This is a genomic window from Flectobacillus sp. (assembly GCF_049240685.1).
Taxonomy (GTDB): domain Bacteria; phylum Bacteroidota; class Bacteroidia; order Cytophagales; family Spirosomataceae; genus Flectobacillus.
This window is the reverse complement of the sequence record NZ_JBMLSD010000309.1, coordinates 31,556-50,606: the sequence shown is the minus strand read 5'-3', so window position 1 is coordinate 50,606 and position 19,051 is coordinate 31,556. Positions and strand designations below refer to the sequence as shown.

Annotated in this window: 10 protein-coding genes; 2 read left to right on the top strand and 8 right to left on the bottom strand. The window is 37.6% G+C overall.

What is annotated here, in order from left to right; all coding sequences use genetic code 11:
• Positions 1-23 precede the first annotated feature (23 nt).
• Positions 24-2,744: a beta-galactosidase GalB gene (gene galB, locus ACOVQ4_RS14275; RefSeq protein WP_421821303.1), complete on the bottom strand. Its 2,721-nt coding sequence runs from the start codon at positions 2,742-2,744 to the stop codon at positions 24-26.
• 507 nt (positions 2,745-3,251) lie between these two features.
• Here galB and ACOVQ4_RS14270 point away from each other — a divergent pair.
• Together ACOVQ4_RS14270 and ACOVQ4_RS14265 are read left to right on the top strand one after the other, a co-directional pair.
• Positions 3,252-4,286 carry a LacI family DNA-binding transcriptional regulator gene (locus ACOVQ4_RS14270; RefSeq protein ID WP_421821302.1) on the top strand — a complete coding sequence of 345 codons (1,035 nt, stop codon included), beginning with the start codon at positions 3,252-3,254 and terminating at the stop codon, positions 4,284-4,286.
• Positions 4,287-4,468: 182 nt separating this feature from the next.
• Positions 4,469-5,119, top strand: a complete 651-nt coding sequence (locus ACOVQ4_RS14265; RefSeq protein WP_421821301.1) for a hypothetical protein — start codon at positions 4,469-4,471, stop codon at positions 5,117-5,119.
• 436 nt (positions 5,120-5,555) lie between these two features.
• Here the strand turns inward: ACOVQ4_RS14265 and ACOVQ4_RS14260 are convergent, their stop codons facing one another.
• The 7 genes from ACOVQ4_RS14260 to lpxK form a co-directional block, all read right to left on the bottom strand.
• Positions 5,556-7,601, bottom strand: a complete 2,046-nt coding sequence (locus tag ACOVQ4_RS14260) for a protein-disulfide reductase DsbD family protein (protein ID WP_421821300.1) — start codon at positions 7,599-7,601, stop codon at positions 5,556-5,558.
• A 381-nt stretch (positions 7,602-7,982) separates the two neighbouring features.
• A complete protein-coding gene (locus tag ACOVQ4_RS14255; protein WP_421821299.1) occupies positions 7,983-9,107 on the bottom strand; it encodes a redoxin domain-containing protein in 1,125 nt (374 codons plus the stop codon).
• Between the two features lie 213 nt (positions 9,108-9,320).
• Positions 9,321-10,694 carry a RagB/SusD family nutrient uptake outer membrane protein gene (locus ACOVQ4_RS14250; protein ID WP_421821298.1) on the bottom strand — a complete coding sequence of 458 codons (1,374 nt, stop codon included), beginning with the start codon at positions 10,692-10,694 and terminating at the stop codon, positions 9,321-9,323.
• An 11-nt stretch (positions 10,695-10,705) separates the two neighbouring features.
• Positions 10,706-14,074, bottom strand: a complete 3,369-nt coding sequence (locus tag ACOVQ4_RS14245; RefSeq protein ID WP_421821297.1) for a TonB-dependent receptor — start codon at positions 14,072-14,074, stop codon at positions 10,706-10,708.
• A gap of 796 nt (positions 14,075-14,870) precedes the next feature.
• Positions 14,871-15,452, bottom strand: a complete 582-nt coding sequence (locus ACOVQ4_RS14240; RefSeq protein WP_421821296.1) for a tRNA-(ms[2]io[6]A)-hydroxylase — start codon at positions 15,450-15,452, stop codon at positions 14,871-14,873.
• 216 nt (positions 15,453-15,668) lie between these two features.
• Positions 15,669-17,639: a putative porin gene (locus tag ACOVQ4_RS14235; RefSeq protein WP_421821295.1), complete on the bottom strand. Its 1,971-nt coding sequence runs from the start codon at positions 17,637-17,639 to the stop codon at positions 15,669-15,671.
• Between the two features lie 51 nt (positions 17,640-17,690).
• A complete protein-coding gene (gene lpxK, locus ACOVQ4_RS14230) occupies positions 17,691-18,764 on the bottom strand; it encodes a tetraacyldisaccharide 4'-kinase (RefSeq protein WP_421821294.1) in 1,074 nt (357 codons plus the stop codon).
• Positions 18,765-19,051 lie beyond the last annotated feature (287 nt).

The window sequence follows — 19,051 nt, the reverse complement described above, 5'->3', positions numbered from 1 at the left end:
CAATATTTGACATCATGTTTTATTTAAAATTCAACACTTTGAATAATGATTTCGTCGGACTGCAATCCTTTGGATGTGGCACGGACGGTTATAGATCCTTTTTTTCCCTCTTTCGCTTTTACAATTGCTAGGGCTAAACCGCTGTAAGTTTTTCTTTTAGGTAAAACAAAAGAATTCAAATCGGCAGGGTCGCCGTTATCCGTTGCCACAAGTTCACCATTTCCCAATACCTCAAACTCAACCTCCTGATTAGCCGTAGGTACCATGTTTCCCTGTGCATCAAGAACGCTCAGCTCAACAAAAGCCAAATCATCGCCCTTGTTATTGATTTGTTTTCTATCAACATTAAGCTTTAATTTTGTAGGTATTCCCGTTGTGCGAACCACATCTCTAGCCCATTCCTTAGCATTTTTGTAGGTTATTACTTCTAATTTTCCAGCTTCATAAATCACATCATCCCAACGGAAGCGATATTCGAATGCTGTTTTTTTCTTCCGTCCTAAAGACCTACCATTCAGAAAAAGTTCGGCTTCGTCGGCAGAGGAAAACACATGAACAGGCGTAATTTGCCCAACTCTTTCTGGCCAATTCCAATGTGGTAAAATATGAGCAAATTTAAGTTCAGGTCTCCATCGGGCTTGATACAAATAGTAGCGGTCTTTCTTAAATCCTGCTAAGTCAATAATTCCAGAATAGGAACTACGTGCTGAATAATACGGCGTTGGCTCACCAATATAATCCCAACCTGTCCAAACAAATTCGCCAGCCACAAAAGGATGTTTGTCTTGAGAAGAAAACACCTTATCTGGTGAAGCTCCAAATGCCGCGGTATAGAGCTCATATCCACTTACTTGCTGTGTGGTTCCGTTCCCTCCCACCCCTTCTGAAACTGGAGCGCTATTTTCTTTCGCCACTGGAAAAATATAGGTACCACGAGTACTCAAGGCAGAAGCTGTTTCGCTACTAAGTATCAGCTTATCAGGAAATTGTTTTTGAAATGCAGGATATAAAGGCGAGGTTCGGATACCTTTCAGATGAGCGTAGGCAGGTGCATCTCGGATGCCTTCACCTTGATAATTGAGGCTAATTATATCAAAAACCTTTGGAAATGGCATCTGCGGTTTGGCATAATTCATCGAGGCGGTAATGGGTCGAGTATCATCTTCGTCTTTAGCAATCTCATACAATTTTTGAGCAATTTTAGCACCAGCCTCCTCAGTGTATTGCTCGCCTACTTCATTCCCAATGCTCCAAGCAATGACCGAGGGATGATTTTTATCTCTACGAATAAAAGATCTGGTATCTGGCTCATGCCATTCTGGAAAAATCAAATGAAAATCCAAAGGGGTTTTCTTTCTTTCCCAACTGTCAAAAACCTCATCGATGACCAAGAAGCCCATTCTATCTGTCAAATCCAAAAGCTCCTCAGCGGGAGGATTGTGCGACATACGAATGGCGTTACAACCCAATTCGCGCAAGATTTCTAGCTGGCGTTCAGCTGCGCGAACGTTGAAAGCCGCCCCTAACGCACCTAAGTCATGATGCTGATTTACACCTTGAATTTTTACGGATTTTCCATTGACTAATAAGCCCTTGTTGGAATCAAATTTTACCGAGCGAATCCCAAATTTAGTATCATAGATTTCTATGGATTTACTGTTTTGAAAAACCGTAGTTTTGGCGAGATACAACTGCTGGTTTGTTGTAGGCAGAGGGTACCACAATACAGGATTTATCAAAGAGACTTCTTGCTGAACCTTCGCCTGCTGATTGGCCTCCAGCACAATCTCCTTTTTGGATGACGTTGCAACTTTCTTGAGCAGTTTTTGTGCATTTTTATCCAATAAATAAATCTCTGTAATTAGCTCGACGGACTGATTTTGAGAACTTTCATTTTTCAATAATACAGAAATATCGATATTCGCTTTCTTTGCTGACACTGATGGTGTCTTCACAAATGTACCCCAATGGGCTATATGAACAGGATTTACTTTAGCAATCCATATATTGCGATAAATACCACCACCAGGGTACCATCGAGCAGAGTTGGTAGGATTATCAATTCGAATAGCCAACTGATTTTCTTGCCCAAATTGAATATAAGGTGTCAAATCCAATCTGTAAGAATTATACCCATAAGGCCACCCTCCTACTAGTTTACCATTGAGCCAGACCATACTGTAGGACATAGCGCCATCAATATCCAGATAAATCTTCTTTTGAGCGTCTTGAGCTTCAAATCTTAGTTTTTTGCGATACCAGCCAATTCCTTGTACAGGTAAGCGTCCCATACCACCACCAACAGGTACATTTTCGCCCTTATAAAAAGGTAATTTGATAGCCCAGTCATGTGGTAAATTGACATATTGCCAATGACTGTCATCGAAATTTTTATCAATCAATGGCGTTGTAACCACAGGTTCAACTGTGGGTTTTAGATAATGCTTTGAAGCGTCTTTAATGAAATTATTGGCAGTTGGCAATATCCATGCTTTGAGTGTATGATTGCTTGATTTGATACTTACAGATTCTGTTGGTTTACTATCAGCAACGATGTTATCATTACGATCAGTCACCTCAGGACGAACATCGTATTGGATGTCATCTGGAGACGTTTCGAATCTTTCAAAACGCCAACCTTTATTGATTTTATATCGCTCGGCGGTTTGAGCCAAAGATGGGATATTAATCAGCCAAAACATAAAGCATATCAATATCCACAGCACGCATCTTTTCAAAATCATAAGTTAAAGTTTAGAAAACGTTTTAGTTGATTTTATAAAATCTTCGACAAACTGCTATTTCCAAAATTGTACAAATCCAACGATTGCAAAATTAAATAAAAACGATAAAAATACAATCGATTGCATAAATTTTTAAATGAAAGTATTTCATAATAATTCTTTGATAAAATTCAATTATAAGATTTTTCAAAAAGATTATTTTTATTTATACTTGTAAAAAGACAAATTATTTATTGGCAAATATCAAATTTCAAGGGAGCCAAAGTGTTAAGTTATTCATAAAATAAAAAAATAAGTATAATTTTATGCAATCGGATACATTCAGATAGGCACTCTAGTAAAAAAGAAAGAAACAAATAAAGCAAAACCCTTATTACCAGATATTTACCTTAAAAAAATCTGACAATTCTGATAATATCTTATGTTAAAATTTGGGTAGAATGGCTTATCCTGAGTCTTCCTTAAAGAAAAGATTTTTTTTAGTATTTTTACGCAAACGTTTGCGATATGAAGAACACAAAGAAAGAAACAACCATATACGATATTGCCCAAAAGTTGAATATTTCGTCGGCTACAGTGAGTCGTGGATTGCAAGATCATCCTGCGATTAAAAAGGAGACTAGAAAGAAGATTTTGGAGACAGCCATCGAATTGGGATACCGTAGAAATATTATCGCCAGTAATCTTCGCAGACAAAAAACCAATACGATTGGTGTGATTGTGCATGAACTGAATAGCAACTTTATAACTTCAGTGTTGGCAGGCATCGAAAAAATCACCACCGAAGCTGGCTATGATTTGATTATTGCTCACTCGTATGAGAGCTATGAAAAAGAAGTTGCCAACGCCACTAATCTCTTTCATAAACGAGTGGATGGATTGATTGCTTCTTTAGCCCTCAACACGCCTAATCTCAATCATTACAAGCAATATCATGACAAGCATATTCCAGTAATATTTTTTGACCGCGTCGAGGAGCGTTCGGACAGTGCCAAAGTGATTATCGATAATTATAAATGTGGTTATCAAGCGACCAAACACTTGATAGAACAGGGTTGTAAAAACATTATGTTAGTTACCGCGAGTCTGACTCGCAACGTTTATCTACAACGTTATAAAGGTTACCGAGACGCCCTTGAGGAAGCTGGTCTACCCTTTGTTGAAAGCAATATTTTGATTAAAGATTTAAGCGAACAATGTGGCGTTGAAGCCGCAGAGTATATTTTACAGATGAATCCACGCCCCGATGGTGCATTTATTACCAATGATTTTTCGGCGGCAGTTTGTATGAAAACGCTAAAGGAAAATGGCATAAACATTCCTAAAGACATTGCAATTGTAGGCTTTAACAATGATGCTATTGGTAAAATCATCGAACCACAACTCACAACCATCGACTATCCGGGGATAGACGTAGGCGAAATTGCAGCCAAAAATCTTATCGAACAACTAGACGGTGATTCCAAAATTAATCCAATCAGCACCTTAGTAGTTCGTTCTGAATTAATTGTAAGAGGCTCATCTTTGAAAACATGTAGTTAATTTAAGCAAAATTATTTTCAATTCTTCACCTAAATTTTTCTTATAATTATGTAACTAAATATTTCTTTTTTGCTAATTTCAGGAATCTATTAAAATACTATTTGCTTTTCCATAAATCATCTATGTTTTAGTGTTCTGCTCTTCTTAAGCCTTTCCTATAACATACCACAATTTACAACAACATGAAAAAATCTACAATTTATCTTTTTTCTACCTTAGTTATTGCTGAATCCTTATTATCGAGCTGTGCTTCAATAATTGGCTCTTCCAAATACACTGCTCATATCCGTGTAGTCGACAACCCCAATGCACAAATTTTTGTAAGTGATGTGTATGCTGGACGCGGCCAAGGCATTGTAAAAATGAGTCGAAAAAACGCCAATAACGTGGTAATTTCGCTCAAAGCCGATGGTTGTGAAACCAAACACATCCCATTCAAAGGAAGGAAATTTAGAGGTTGGGCCTTTGCTTCCTCACTAGTTTTTTTTACAGGTATAGGAGGAGTCCCAATACCTTATGGTGTAATTATCGACCTTGCTTCGGGAGCCCTCTACAAGCCTGATGAGCATGAACCTGGCGTTAGTAAGATGGATTATAAAACATATATTTACACGGTTAATTATGGTTCTTGCCAGAATTTCCATCAGGATGAAGTTATTTCTACCCCACAAACACTCATAGATGTGATATATCTCAAAGACGGAAGCACAGTAAAAGGAATAATTATGGAGCAAATCCCAAATAATTATGTTAAAATTCAGATAAGTGATGGAAGTATTGCTGTTTATAAATTTGATGAAATCTTAAAAATCGTCAAAGAAAATACGAAGTAATTAGGAGTTGCGAGTGATAAGTATAATTAAATTTCAACTTTGGGTTAACCCTTTGTAAAAACAAGAATTTTAGCAAAAAAAAGCTACACTATATCATAGCTGTAGCTTTTTGCGTCTTTTACCTTAACTAAATAAAAACTTTTGTTGGACATAAAACCAACCATGAACTACTACTTTATTACAAAAGAAAGCAATACAAAAACGTAGCAGATGAACAAAATAACACTTTTGCCAAGTGCCATTACCTTTTCCCGACTACCTACCTTCTTAAGTATTAACGCAAAATAAAATTTAATTTTTGAGCATTCGGCTTTCAGCTTTGAGCCTTCGGCAAAAATATATCTATCGTTACTAAAAAACATTTTAACACTCTTTGCCTAGTGCCTGTTGCCTTATGCCTAAAACACAAAAGTTAAATCTAATTGTGCATGATTACTTATCTAGTATGATAAGCTTTTAAACCACTTTCAAGAAAAGATATAAAGTTGTTTTCGTCATAATTGGCACCTTGTGGCTTTACTAAAGTCTGTCCTTCGTTGTCAAGTAAGACATAATATGGCTGGGAATTGGTATTGAACTGCTTTGCCTGCATTTCACTCCATTTTTTACCAATAGTCGCAATCTGTTTTTGGCTATAGGTAGAAAAATATTGCTCTGGCTTTGCCAATTCGGTTTTGTCATCTACATACAGCTGGATAATCACATAGTCATTTTGTAGACGATTTAATACAGCAGGCTTGGACCAAACTGTCGCCTCCATTTTGCGACAATTAACGCAGGCATGACCCGTAAAATCTATCATGACGGGTTTGTGATTGGCTTTTGCATACGCCATTCCTTCCTCATAGTCAAAGAAAGTGTCAAGATTGAGTGGTGCATGAAAAATCTCCCCGTATTTTCGAACTGGGTGCTGACTCGCTTGTGGATTGTTTGAGCCAATTTTTTGTGTGTACAAATCAAAATCTTGGGTATGTTGTGGTGGTAAAAAGGCTGCTATCGAGTCGAGCGGAGCACCCCACAAACCTGGCACCATATATACGGTAAATGCCAAAGAAATAATCGCCAAAAATAAACGTGGCACTGATAAATACGCCACGGGTGAATCGTGAGAAAATTGAATTTTGCCCAAAAGATAAAGCGTCAATAAAGCAAAAATAGCAATCCAGAGGGTCAAAAATATCTCACGGTCGAACCACTGCCAATGGTAAGCTAAATCTACATTTGACAAAAATTTCAAGGCCAAGGCTATTTCCAAAAAGCCCAAGACAATTTTGACAGAATTTAACCAACCACCTGATTTTGGCAAAGCGTTCATCCATGATGGAAACATGGCAAACAGGGTAAACGGTAAGGCCAAAGCCAAGGCAAATCCAAACATTCCGATGGCTGGGCCTAATAGTTGCCCCATCGTGGCAGCTTGTACCAATAGCGTTCCGATGATAGGCCCTGTACATGAAAAAGAGACTAGCGCAAGCGTCGTTGCCATAAAGAAAATCCCCAAATATCCGCCTTTATCGGCGCCTTTATCCGAGGCATTAAGCCACGACGCTGGTAACATAATTTCGAATGCGCCAAAAAAGGAAGCAGCAAAAACAATCAGCATAACAAAAAAGACCAAGTTGAAGATTCCATTGGTCGAGAGGTCGTTGAGGGCGTCTGCGCCAAAAAATACCGTTATCAATAATCCCAAGGCAACATATATCACAATAATCGACAAACCATACACCAATGATTTGGTAATGCCATTTGACTTTGAGCTAGCTTGTTTGGTGAAGAAACTAACCGTCATAGGCAACATCGGAAAAATACAAGGCATCAACAAGGCTGCAAAACCACCTAATAAACCAGCCACGAAGGTTAACCACAGTGCTTGTTGCTCCTCTTTGGGAGGCAATGTTGTGGAACTGATTTGTGCCTTACTGGCAGTATCTACACTGGCAACAGGAAGAGTCGCTGTACTAGCTTCTTGAATCACCGTATCCTTCTGGGGAATTGTGACAAGACTAGTATCCTTCTTCGAACTTTTTTCTTCCTCCACCTTTACAGGAATCGAAAACTCCAACTCATCGGGAGGAAGACATTGGGTATCGTCACACACCATAAACTCGACCGAACCCTTGACGATGGCGCTTGTATTTTTTACTTTAATCTTTTGAGAAAAAATTGCCGATTTTTCAAACCACAATAAGTCCATTCCAAAAGTTTGGTCAAAAGCTTTTATGACTTTACTATCTTCCGAAACCCCACCTAACAATTCAAAATCAGCTGAAGGAGTAAGTTTAAACTTTGTCGGCACAGGACCGCCCTCAGCGATATGTTGCGAATAAATATGCCAATGCTTGTCGATGGTAGCAATGAAGGATATTTGAATCTCCATATTTGACAGAGAAGTAGCTTTAAATGACCATTTTACAGGCTTTTTGATTTGAGCATGAGCACCAATGAAGAGGCACACAAAGCAAAAGGTGAAGATTTTTTTCATACAACGTTATAAGGTTTATTGATGAATAAGTTAATCATTTTTTGGAGATTTCTCACAAGAAAATTTTACAATGATAAAAAGAGATAGATTTTAATTGAATCATACTTTAAAACCGTTGCAACAGTTCAGTGAATGTAGTACTGAAATATGTCATTCATCTGATTATTCAAGGATTTATTGTCAGGTTCGTCCAAGGGAGCAATTGTTGCAAACGGTTTTAAACGGAGATTAAGTAAAAAGACGTTCTTAGTTAACAGTGTATCAGTTATAGTAATGCAATCATAATCAAAAGGTTATACTCAACTTTTACCTTTGAGATACTATTAATTTAATCTTTCCTTTTACTTAAATCTATGTATAACAACACCTTACCTCTCCTATTTATTCTTTCACTAACTCTGCCAGTTTTTTCTCCAAATCTTCGCCTCGGAGGTTTTTCGCAATGATTTTACCATTTTTGTCCAGTAAAAAATTCATCGGAACTGCTGCAACCACATACAATTTAGCCGCTTCATTTTGCCAACCTTTTAGGTCTGAAACATGAATCCAAGTTAGTTTATCTGTGTCAATTGCTTTTAACCAATTGGCTTTTTTATCGTCGAGGGATACCCCTACGATTTCGAAGTTTTTATCACGATACTGATTATACGCCTTTACCACATTTGGGTTCTCTTTTCGGCAAGGCCCACACCAGCTTGCCCAGAAATCTACAAGGACATATTTACCTTTGAGTGAGGCCAAGTTAAAGGTTTTTCCAGAGGAATCAGCCATTGAAAACACTGGTGCCATACGACCCACATCTACTTTTGCAGCTTTGTCCAAAAAGGATTTCACTTCTTTTCCATAGTATGATTCTTGTGCATTTTTTGCCAAATAACCGTAATATTCTTTTGCTTTTTCCTCAGAACCTGGTCTTGTAAAATAACTATAAATAATAAATGGGCTAATCAAAGAAGTAGGACGAGTAGAGATAAATTGCTTACAAACGCTATCTGCATAGCTTTCGCCATGACGGAAGAGTCTACTTGCTTTTTCACGAATAGCCAAGCTATCAGGCATTTTAGTTTGTCTAGTCTCCCAAAACATTTTATCCGCTTTGCCCATAAGTGCATGCGCTCCATCCATTTGCTTACGATGTATCAACCAATCATCATGCATTTTAGAACCTTTGACAATTGCTTTACTGATGGAATCTCTTGATGCCATAAGGGTAATTTTACCACTTTGAACAAATATACGAGCACTCTCTTTTTTAGGGACAAGATAGAGGTTGTAAATCGCAGGGTGTTTGATTTCTCCTTGAAAAGTAAAAGTACCATCAGAGCTAATCAATGAGTCTATATCAAAGCCTTTCCCATTATAAGTTGACAAATACACTTTCTCATTTTTAAGGCCTGAGATTTTGCCAGAAATATAGTATTTATCAGTTGTAATGGCTTTTTTTTGCGCAAAAAGCGTTGAGACAGCGAGCATACTGATGCTCATCGTCAAGAATATTTTTTTCATAAAAGAATCGGTTAAACTTTGAAAATGATGATTTATGAGTCGTGAGTTAGTTGTGCACCAAGGATATCAAACAATTTCAGATTTGGGATTTCTGATTTCGAAAATAGAGTAAAATACCTCTAATTTTTCAAAACATGAAAGAATACACTTCCGCAATCCAACATCCGATATCCGAAATGGATATACTACTAACTCACAATTCTACATGAACACCTAATAACCTGGGTTTTGAGTCAAATTTTTATTAGCTGCACGCTGATTTTCGGGAATTGGGAATAATACAGAGGTTGATTTCCAAGTATTTTTTCTCATTCCTCCCAAAACAGCATCGGCACGACCTGTACGTTTCAAATCAAGCCAACGATGTCCCCATTCTCCAAATAGTTCTAGCTTTCTCTCTTTTTCTATTGCTAATAACAACTGTTCTTTGGTAATGTTAGAAGATAACGGAGCTAATCCTGCTCTTTTACGGATAATATCTACCTCGGCTTTGGCCTCCGCAATTTTACCTTGCTGAGCTTTAGCTTCTGCATCAATTAAATACAATTCGGCAAAACGTAAACCTACATTGTATTCATTTCCTGTACCAGTTCTTACCTTGTACTTATTGATAAAGTAATATCTTACACCACCTACAGTCGTAACACCTGCCCAGTTTGTTTTTCTTAAATCAGCATCCTCAAATGACTTGTAGAGAGTATCTACAAGCGTGTAGGCAGGAATAACACCAGACGCCGCTAGGAAGTTAGCCCCGAAAGTTGATACTCCAGTTAGATTAGCTTGTTGCCAAATAATTTCGTTACTTGTATTCACAAATACGTCTGCCAATGCTGGTAAAGTATAGGCTTGCGAGCTGATCACAGAGGTAGCATTAGTTTCAGCATTTGCCCAGTCTTTTGTATACAAATATGCTCTTGCTAACAAAGTTGACGCAGCATGTTTATTGGCTCTGGCCTTAAACGTTCCCGCGTAAGTAGCAGGAAGTTGCGCTTGTGCTTCTTTCAAATCGGTAATGATTTGTTTCCAAACATCAGCTGCTGGCGTTCTTGGCAAAATCGCATTGGTAGCATAATCAGCGTCAGCGGTTAGCGGCATAGGTACGTCCCCAAATAAATTTACCAAATAAAAGTAAGTTAGGGCACGAATAAATTTTGCCTCACCTAACAACTGGTCTTTTATCGACGGCGTCAATGTTTGTGATTGATTCAGACCAGCAATAGCGTTATTGGCATTTTTGATTTCCTGATAAGCAATAAGCCAAATCGAATTTTCTACCAAAGAATTGGTATTTGTAATAGCATTTTTTTCAAACTCGTCGTAGGAAGCATTCACGGTATTGTACTGAATATCATCAGCAGATATACCAGTAAAAAAAGTACTTGCTTGCACAAAATTGGTCATTATACCAGTAGAATACAATCCAAGCACAGCACTAGTTGCGGTAGCATCTGCCTTGAAAACATCCTGAGAAACAACTTGGGTTGGAGGTGCTCCTAACTCGACAAAGGACTCACAAGAGCTAAACAAAGTCGAAATAGCGATGGCTGATGCCAAAAAACCACTTTTAAATTTATGTATAGTAATCATAGTAATTTCTATTAAAATGAGCAGTTAAGTCCTAACATGATGGTTCTGAGTGGAGGCAATACTTGCCCGATTGTTCCTGTTCCCAAACCAGAGGGACCACCTTGAACTTGTGTCTCTGTATCAAAAATGTATTTGTTTTTTGACCAAGTAAACAAATTTTGTCCTTGAACAAACACACGGCAGTTGGTCATACCAATCGCTTTAGCAATTTGACTTGGGAACTGGTACGAAACACTTGCGGAGCGCATTTTCAAGTAGGAAGCATCACCCCAAAAAACATCCGATGAGCTAAAGAAATTGTAAGAACTGGCAATTGCTGTACCTGCGGTAGCCGATGCCCCTGGAAGACTCGCCATATCACCTTCTTGTTTCCAAATATTCAGATAAGAGGTATTTTGGTTGGTAAGTGCTCCTGGCCTTGTGTTGATGATATTGGTTTGTCCGAAACGATGATTGAATTGGAAGAAAATATCAAATTGGAATCCTTTGTACGAAACTGAGTTGCCCAAACCACCATAATAGGGTGTGCCTATTTTGGCAACATATCTGTCATTAAAATCTACGATACCGTCCTTGTTGATGTCTTCGTACTGAGCAGCCCCTGTTTTTGAGTCTACACCAATAAAATGTAATAAACGGGTAAAATTGATTGGCTGACCAATGACATAAGAGCTACTTGAAAAAGTGTTTTCTATACCATCAAATTTGAGTAGCTTATTTTGAGGCAAGGTAATATTGAAAGTAGTTGTCCATTTCCAATCTCCACGAGAAATATTCGTGGTATTTACCTCAAATTCCCAACCACTATTTTCAATCAAAGCTGGTAAGTTTGCTTGAATGGAATTATATCCACTTTGGGTTGGAACACGTAAAGAACCTATCTGATTATCTGAGCGGTTGTTGTAATATTCAGCTGTAAACAATACTTTATCTTTTAAGAAACCTAATTCCAAGGCTGCTTCAAACTTCTTGGTAGTTTCCCATTGAATATCGGCATTTGGTAAAGTCAAAGGAATCAATGACGGATTACTCAAATAGGTGGTTGAAGTGTTATAAAGTGGCAGATACAAATAGTTTGAAATCTGGTCATTGCCAGTTGTCCCATAACTTGCACGTAATTTACCGAAGCTCAAAGCTGAGATACTTTTGGCAAAATCCTCCTGTGAAAATACCCAAGCGGCACCCAATGCACCAAAATTACCAAAACGATTGTTAGGACCAAATCTTGAAGAACCATCACGACGGAAAGTTGCATTGACAAAATATTTGCCTTGCCAATCATAATTTAAACGACCAAATATTGCATTGTACTTGTATTCAACAATGTTATTGTAATTAACAGTTATTAAACCCGCGCCAGAAAGGGTATTCAACAACGCCTCTGTACTGTAATTGGAACCTGTCAAATAAAACCCATTAGAAGTATTATGTTGCCAGCTTGCTCCTACCACTGCCAAAAGTTTGCCTTTGCCAATTTCTTTTACATACTCCGCCGTTGGTTCAATAATATAATTTTGAGCCCTAGTATCGGCAAAATTTAAAGTACTTGTCGGGTTCGATGCTGGGTTTAACACCGAAGCAGGAGTCAAGTTTTTCTGCTCCAAATCAGTAACAGTATATCCAAAATTTGCCTTTAAGTTTAATCCTTTCGTAACATTATAACGAACCGTTGCATTACTAATCAAATTGGTTGTATTGGCATTGTTCTGACGCATCAAAGTCGACAAAGGATTGGTGAAGTTATTTGACCAAAACAATTTCCCATTAGCATCATACAGCGGTAAGTTTGGAGGTAAATTATATACTGAGGTCAAATCGCTTTGCGGCAAATTTGTTTTATCCTTAGAATAACTTAAGGCCAAAGTAAAATTCAATTTTTTATTTCTAGTGCTATGGTCAAGATTTAATCTACTCGAAAATCTTGTACTTGAGTAATCTCCCGGGAAAATCGTAGTTTCGTTACGATACCCCAAATTGAACATAAATTTGGTAAAAGCATCACCACCAGACAATGACGTTTGTACATCACTTACTTTGCCTGTACCTCCCAAGAAGTACTTCTGCCAGTCGGTTGTTTTCGTTTTATCCCATAAGGTTAAATCTGGCGCATTGCTGGTATTGGGTGTAACACCATCGTTTCTAAATGCCTGTGTTCTCAGATCATAATATTGCTCTGGACTAAGCATTGGTATAAAGCGGTTTAGTTCTGTAAAACCTGTTGAAGCGTTTACATCAAATTTTGTTTTACCAGACTGTCCTCTTTTTGTTGTAATCAAGACCACACCATTAGCGCCACGAGAACCATAAATAGCGGTTGCATCGGCATCTTTCAAAATATCAATTCGTTCAATATCGTTGGGATTAATCATGCTAAATGGACTAATACCGCCATTAGCCCCCGAAATACCAAAAGCATTAAGGTTATCAGTTGCGGGGCTACCACCATTAAAATTGGTAAACGGCACACCATCAATTACATACAAAGGAATTGTTCCTGATGACAATGACCCCTGACCACGAATTTGAATTTGGACGGCACTCCCCGGCAAACCATTATTTTGCGCAATTTGTGCCCCCGCAATACGCCCGGGTAAAGCAGCTAAAACGTTTGATACTGGCTGTTTCCCGATTTCGGCCGAAGTAATCGACGTTACCGAACCTGTATTGATTCTTTTGGAAGAAGTTCCGTAGCCAATTACCACCACCTCGTCTAATGAACGAAGTGCTTGTTTCAACGAAATTTTGAGATTCGTTGCACTTCCAACGGTAACACTATACGATTCATAACCAACATAGGTAAATAATAGCACATAGCCTTTTTTCGCCACGACTCTAAATCTACCTTTTTCGTCAGTAATGGTACCAAAAGGTGTACCCTTCGCTGTCACCGAAACCCCAATAAGCGGCTCCCCAGATTCGGCAGCGACAACGGTTCCTGTAACTTCTTCTCCTTGGTTGCTTTCTGCTTGGGCATTGGGCAAGCCGTTTGCTTTTAACAAATTCAAATTGTTGTCTACTACTCTCGACAAAATAATCATACGATTGTCTTGTACCGAAAATTTGATACCAAGAGGTTTCAAAAGCACCTCCAAAGCACTCCCTAGCGTTTCTTTCGAAGAGTTAAGAGATACAATTTGGTTGATATTGATTTGGCTACTACTATATACAAACTTCACCTTTGCTTCTTTTTCTAGTTGCGTTAAAGCAGCCTTTAATTTCACGTTCTCTACCTTGACGGCAATATTCTGATTTAGAATACCTTGTGCAAGATTTACATGGGCGTGAATAATTCCTGTAAACACCATAATTATGATGGCTTGAAACATCGTAAACCGCATAATTCGAAGGATTAATTCTTTGATTCGATAATTTTCTGTCATACCTTTGATAGGGTTTTATTCTTTTTTGAAATGGAGGGATAAGACAATATTTTCTCACCACCGCTGCCGAGCGGTGTGACGAAACGAATAAATTCGAGGGCAAGAGTGCTGGAACCACTCTTGTCTTTTTTTATGCCTGGATTTTTTTCATTTTACGTTTGGGCTTTAAGGGTTGACGAATTAGTTAAGGAAATTTAATTTTTAGAGTGATAAAAATTTTAGTGCTGAATGAAATTCAAGTATCTGGCTTTCGGCTTTTAGCTATGGGCTCTCGGCAAAAATATTTCTTAGGAGTTCAAAGAAACATTTCTTTCTAAAGCTTTGACTAACAGCACCGAACCTATCAAATTCAATCTTATTTTGCACTTTACTAGTTCAAGACTTAGTCTTGGACTCATTTTTTAACAGTTAAAAACTGTTAAAAAATGCAATGAAACAGTCCAAACAACTGAATGACACCTACTCATTTTGTCCAGTAATAAAATACTTCTTTCAGATTAAATAGCTTCTCATGTCGACTACTGGAACTAGTCTAATGATTGATTAATCTTCAAGTATGAATTATGAGTTGTGAATTAGTAATATACGAAGGATTTCATCTTGTTCAGAAACATTCATTTCCTGAGCATTTTTGCAGTAGCGGCAACCCTTGCGGTTGCCATGTTGAGTTGGGCAACCGCAAGGGTTGCCGCTACTGCAAAAATGTTCATGAAATGAACTCTTCCGAACAATATAAAATCCTTCGGACAATCCTAATTCATCATTCACAATTCATCATTCACAACTTAAAACTCCACTAATGAACTCTATCGCCACGAATTTCTAAGTTGGTAATAATATTGGCTTCTATTTCGAGCCATTCATTCCAACGTTGTTTGACGTATTCGGCAGGGAGATATTCTTTAGCAAGGTCTATAAAATTAACATAATGACCTGCCTCAGAAATCATTAATTCATGGTAAAAGACTCTCAAAGATTCATCCTGAATTTCTTGAGACAATATTCTAAAACGCTCACAGCTACGGGCTTCGATGAGTGCATTGATAAAAAGTCGCTCTCCCAACTGTTGATCTTGTGTACCTCCATGTCGGATATTGGCATTCAGTTGGATTACGTATTCATCTTTGCGTTGTTTTCCGAGAGTTAAGCCTCTTTTATCGAGCTCCCGAATCACCATGCGAAAGTGTGCCCATTCCTCCGAAACTACGGGCATTAGTACTTCTCTTAGCTTTTCTCTTTCGGGATATTGAATAATCAATGAAATACAAGAAGAGGCCGCTTTTTGCTCGCAATAAGCATGGTCAACAAGAATTTCTGCTATATTTTTTTCTGCAATATTTACCCAACGAGGGTCGGTCGGAAGCTTAAGTCCAAGCATGGAAGTTTAAAATTAAGATTCTTGAGCAATAGACGCTATCTGTTAATTGAATATCGGTTATTAGATGTCAGGTTGTAATGAAAAACTAAAATCAACTATTTGCAATTTGGCTTTATGCAAAAATATTTTTCATAAATTCATAAAATGCTTTTGCCTAAGATCCACAGCTTATGGACTGAATCATCCAAAATTTAAGTTTAGCATTCTTTCGTTAAATTAATCAAACAACAGCCATCTTACCCCAAAGCCGATAGTTCTACCTACTCCTGCATAACCTGGCGACATGTAATAGCCATTATAGCCTAACAGTCGATGATTGACATGAGACACTTTGAAAAATACACGTACCCGATTGATACGCATGTCGGCAAAAATATCTGCTTGGAAATTACTATTTAGGTACTGAGTATCTTGTAAGTAGAATTGTTGTGTAGCGGGCATATAGGCATCGCCATAATAGCCAGACTTATAATATAATTCCAAACCTGCTTGAATATACAGGACTTTGGCATATAAAATATCTAAGGCCAGACGAGAGTTTATCGTAATGGCTGGCATACGGATTAAATCAGAACTTTTGGTATAGGCCCAATAGATATTGTTGATATTGGTAAATTTACCAGACTGAAAACCAATACTTCCACCTGCTTTGAAAATCGCAATTGGGCTACCTGTCGATTGTTTAACAACCGCCTTTTGATCAAAATAAATATAATTATCTATCGTTTGGAAACTCGCAAATGGGCTAAAAACAAACTTCTTCACCTTCAAGGTACCATTGGCATAAAAGCTTAGCACTTGCAAGTTTTTTAGTTGACTTGCCTGCGGGAGCGTATCATTAAGCCATCTATACGAGCTATTGTACATATATTGTTGCGCCAAAGTCGGAACATTCCTAAAAAATGTTCCTCCAAAATTGAGCCATTTCCCTTTTAGCTCTGCATTTAATCGATAACCACTTCCGATATGATATTCACCCTCCGCAAAGAATCTTGTGCTATCTTTTAAATACTGATTTAACCAAACACCCAAAAAGTTTTCGCTGCGACTCAGTTTGTCATTATTCAACAAGTTGGTATAATTTAAAATTCGCTGTCGAAAATGTAGACGATAATTAAAACCTCTATAAAAACCTTTAATCCCTGATTTGTGCTGGAATGTACTTGAACTAAAACCATTATACAAAGTATCGGTACTAGTTGGACTAGTTAAATAACTAGAGGCATAAAACTTATTTGTTAAACTATTAGCGTAGGCTTTATCTTTGAACTGATTTTTTCTACTTTCGAAATCTAAGGTTTGAAAAATTTGAAAAGCTTTATAACCCGCATATTCGTGATATATATGTACATTATTCCAAGTATCACGGCTATTAGCTGAGGTCAAAATAGCATTATTGTCATCATACAATAACAATGAATCGTATGTAACGCCATTTGGAGCGACGCCACCTTCTTCAATAATATTATGGTCGAAACGGTTGAGATAGCCCATAATACTGTACTTCTTATTTTTACTCTGATAATTAGAATGTAGCATAAATTCCCAGTGTCCAATAGCATTAGGAATAGTACCGGTGGTGGTACCACCTACTAAGGCCTTCGTAGCAGTAATTCTATGCAAGGTCAACCCCACATTCCAGAGAGAATCGATGTTTCGGTTAAAGTCAAAATTCAAAATATCTTGTCCCTTACCGCCAGTCACATAATAGATATCAGAATATGGAGATTTGGTATTGTAATATTTTACATCTTTTGGCTCGATTGCGTAAAGCTGATAGGCATCATATCCAATTCGAGTACCTAGTTGGTCGGGAGCTTGATAAAACAAAGGGCGCGAAGCTGTACCTAATAAACCCAAGTCGACGTAGGTATTATTGCGCTGTAAAATGGGACTATAGTTATGAAAACCCTTTAAAAGCGTGTCGATGGTAAAAAGTGTTTTTCTATTATTAAAAACATCCTCTTCTAAAAAATAGCGACTCGAAGTAGGCCCGTAAATGACCTTGGTAGAATCATCTAAACCTCCTTTTTGATTGGTCTTTTTTTGTTGGGTTTGGGCTGGTGGAAAGCCGTTATTGTTCCCTAAGCCACTCGTAGAAAATGTATTACTAGTAGTGGTTTGGGAAAAAATACTGCCCGAAAACAGCAGTGTAAGTACGAGTATAAGATATTGCGATGTTTTCACGCTGCAAAATTAATCCATTATCCGAATCCTTCGGTATAATATCTGTGAGAATTAAGAGATGTACATTTGACAATGATTCAAAATCAACTCATCAAATTGCTTTTTTTGTGTTGCATCAAAGCCTATCTGAATAGGTAAATAAAAGAAAAGATGTTGTTTTTCAGGAAAATCAGATAGTAAAGGTTTTATTTTTACCATATCTTTTTCAGTCATCAAAATACCTTTGGCGCAGACTTCATTTTTTTCCAATATATTTAAAACTTTTTCAATATCTGCTTTCGAATAGGCATAATGATCGGGATAATTAATACTCTCTAGCACTTCAAAGGTTTGTTTGGCATAGGCCTCAAAAAGTATTGGTTGGGCAATACCTGAAAGAAGAACTACTTTAATCGGCTTTTGTAAAACCCAATCATCTACACATGAGGTTACTTCTCCATACCGAATAGAAGAAAAAAAGACAGGACATGCTTCATGAAGGTATGGTTTCAGCTTCTGAATAAAACCTAAACGTTGTGCATTCCCAAAGTTTTGAGGGCATTTCGAAACAATGACAATATCAGCTCTTTTCAAACCGCTGCGATTTTCACGCAATCTTCCCGCAGGAAAGGGAAAATCTTGAAAGATGGGTCTTTGGTAATCTATCAAAACAATATTTAAAGATGGTTTGATGGCTCGATGCTGAAAGGCGTCGTCCAACAAAATGACCTCTGGATGTACTCCCTTTAGTAATTCAGAAACACCAAGCACACGTTTTTCGGATACAGCAACAGAAATTTGATGACCAAATTTTTGATAAAATTGCATAGGTTCGTCGCCCATATCTTCTGCAGTTGAATGAGGATTTGCTAATAAATAGCCCCGCGTTTTACGACCATAGCCTCTACTCAAAGTTGCTAGCGAATAATAAGGCTGCAGTAATCGAATCAAATATTCTACATGCGGGCTTTTGCCAGTGCCCCCAACGGTGATATTACCGACATTGATAACAGGTAAATCAAAAGATTTGGACGATTGTACTCCCCAATCAAAAAGTAGATTTCTGAAAGCGGTAATCCAACCATAGAGTATGGAAAAAGGTCGTAGAAGACCTGTTAAAACAACATTCTTGAGCAAGTTAGACATCGATTTTTAAATAAATTCACTTATTGGACCGATTTTACCAGACAAAAATCTGAAAGAGTAACGACTTTTTACTAATTTCACCTCCCTTTTAAGAAAGTTTAACGAGTATCTGGCAAAACAATTTTCGACAATATTCTAAAAGTCAATCTATTACCAAGTAAAAAAATCGTAAATTGTTTTTTAATATTTTTGTACACTGCCATGCTAAGTAGATTTTCTTCAAGCTTTGGACAAAACAAAAGGATAACTGAGGAATTTTTTCTTTTGACTTTTAAGTCAAAACTTTT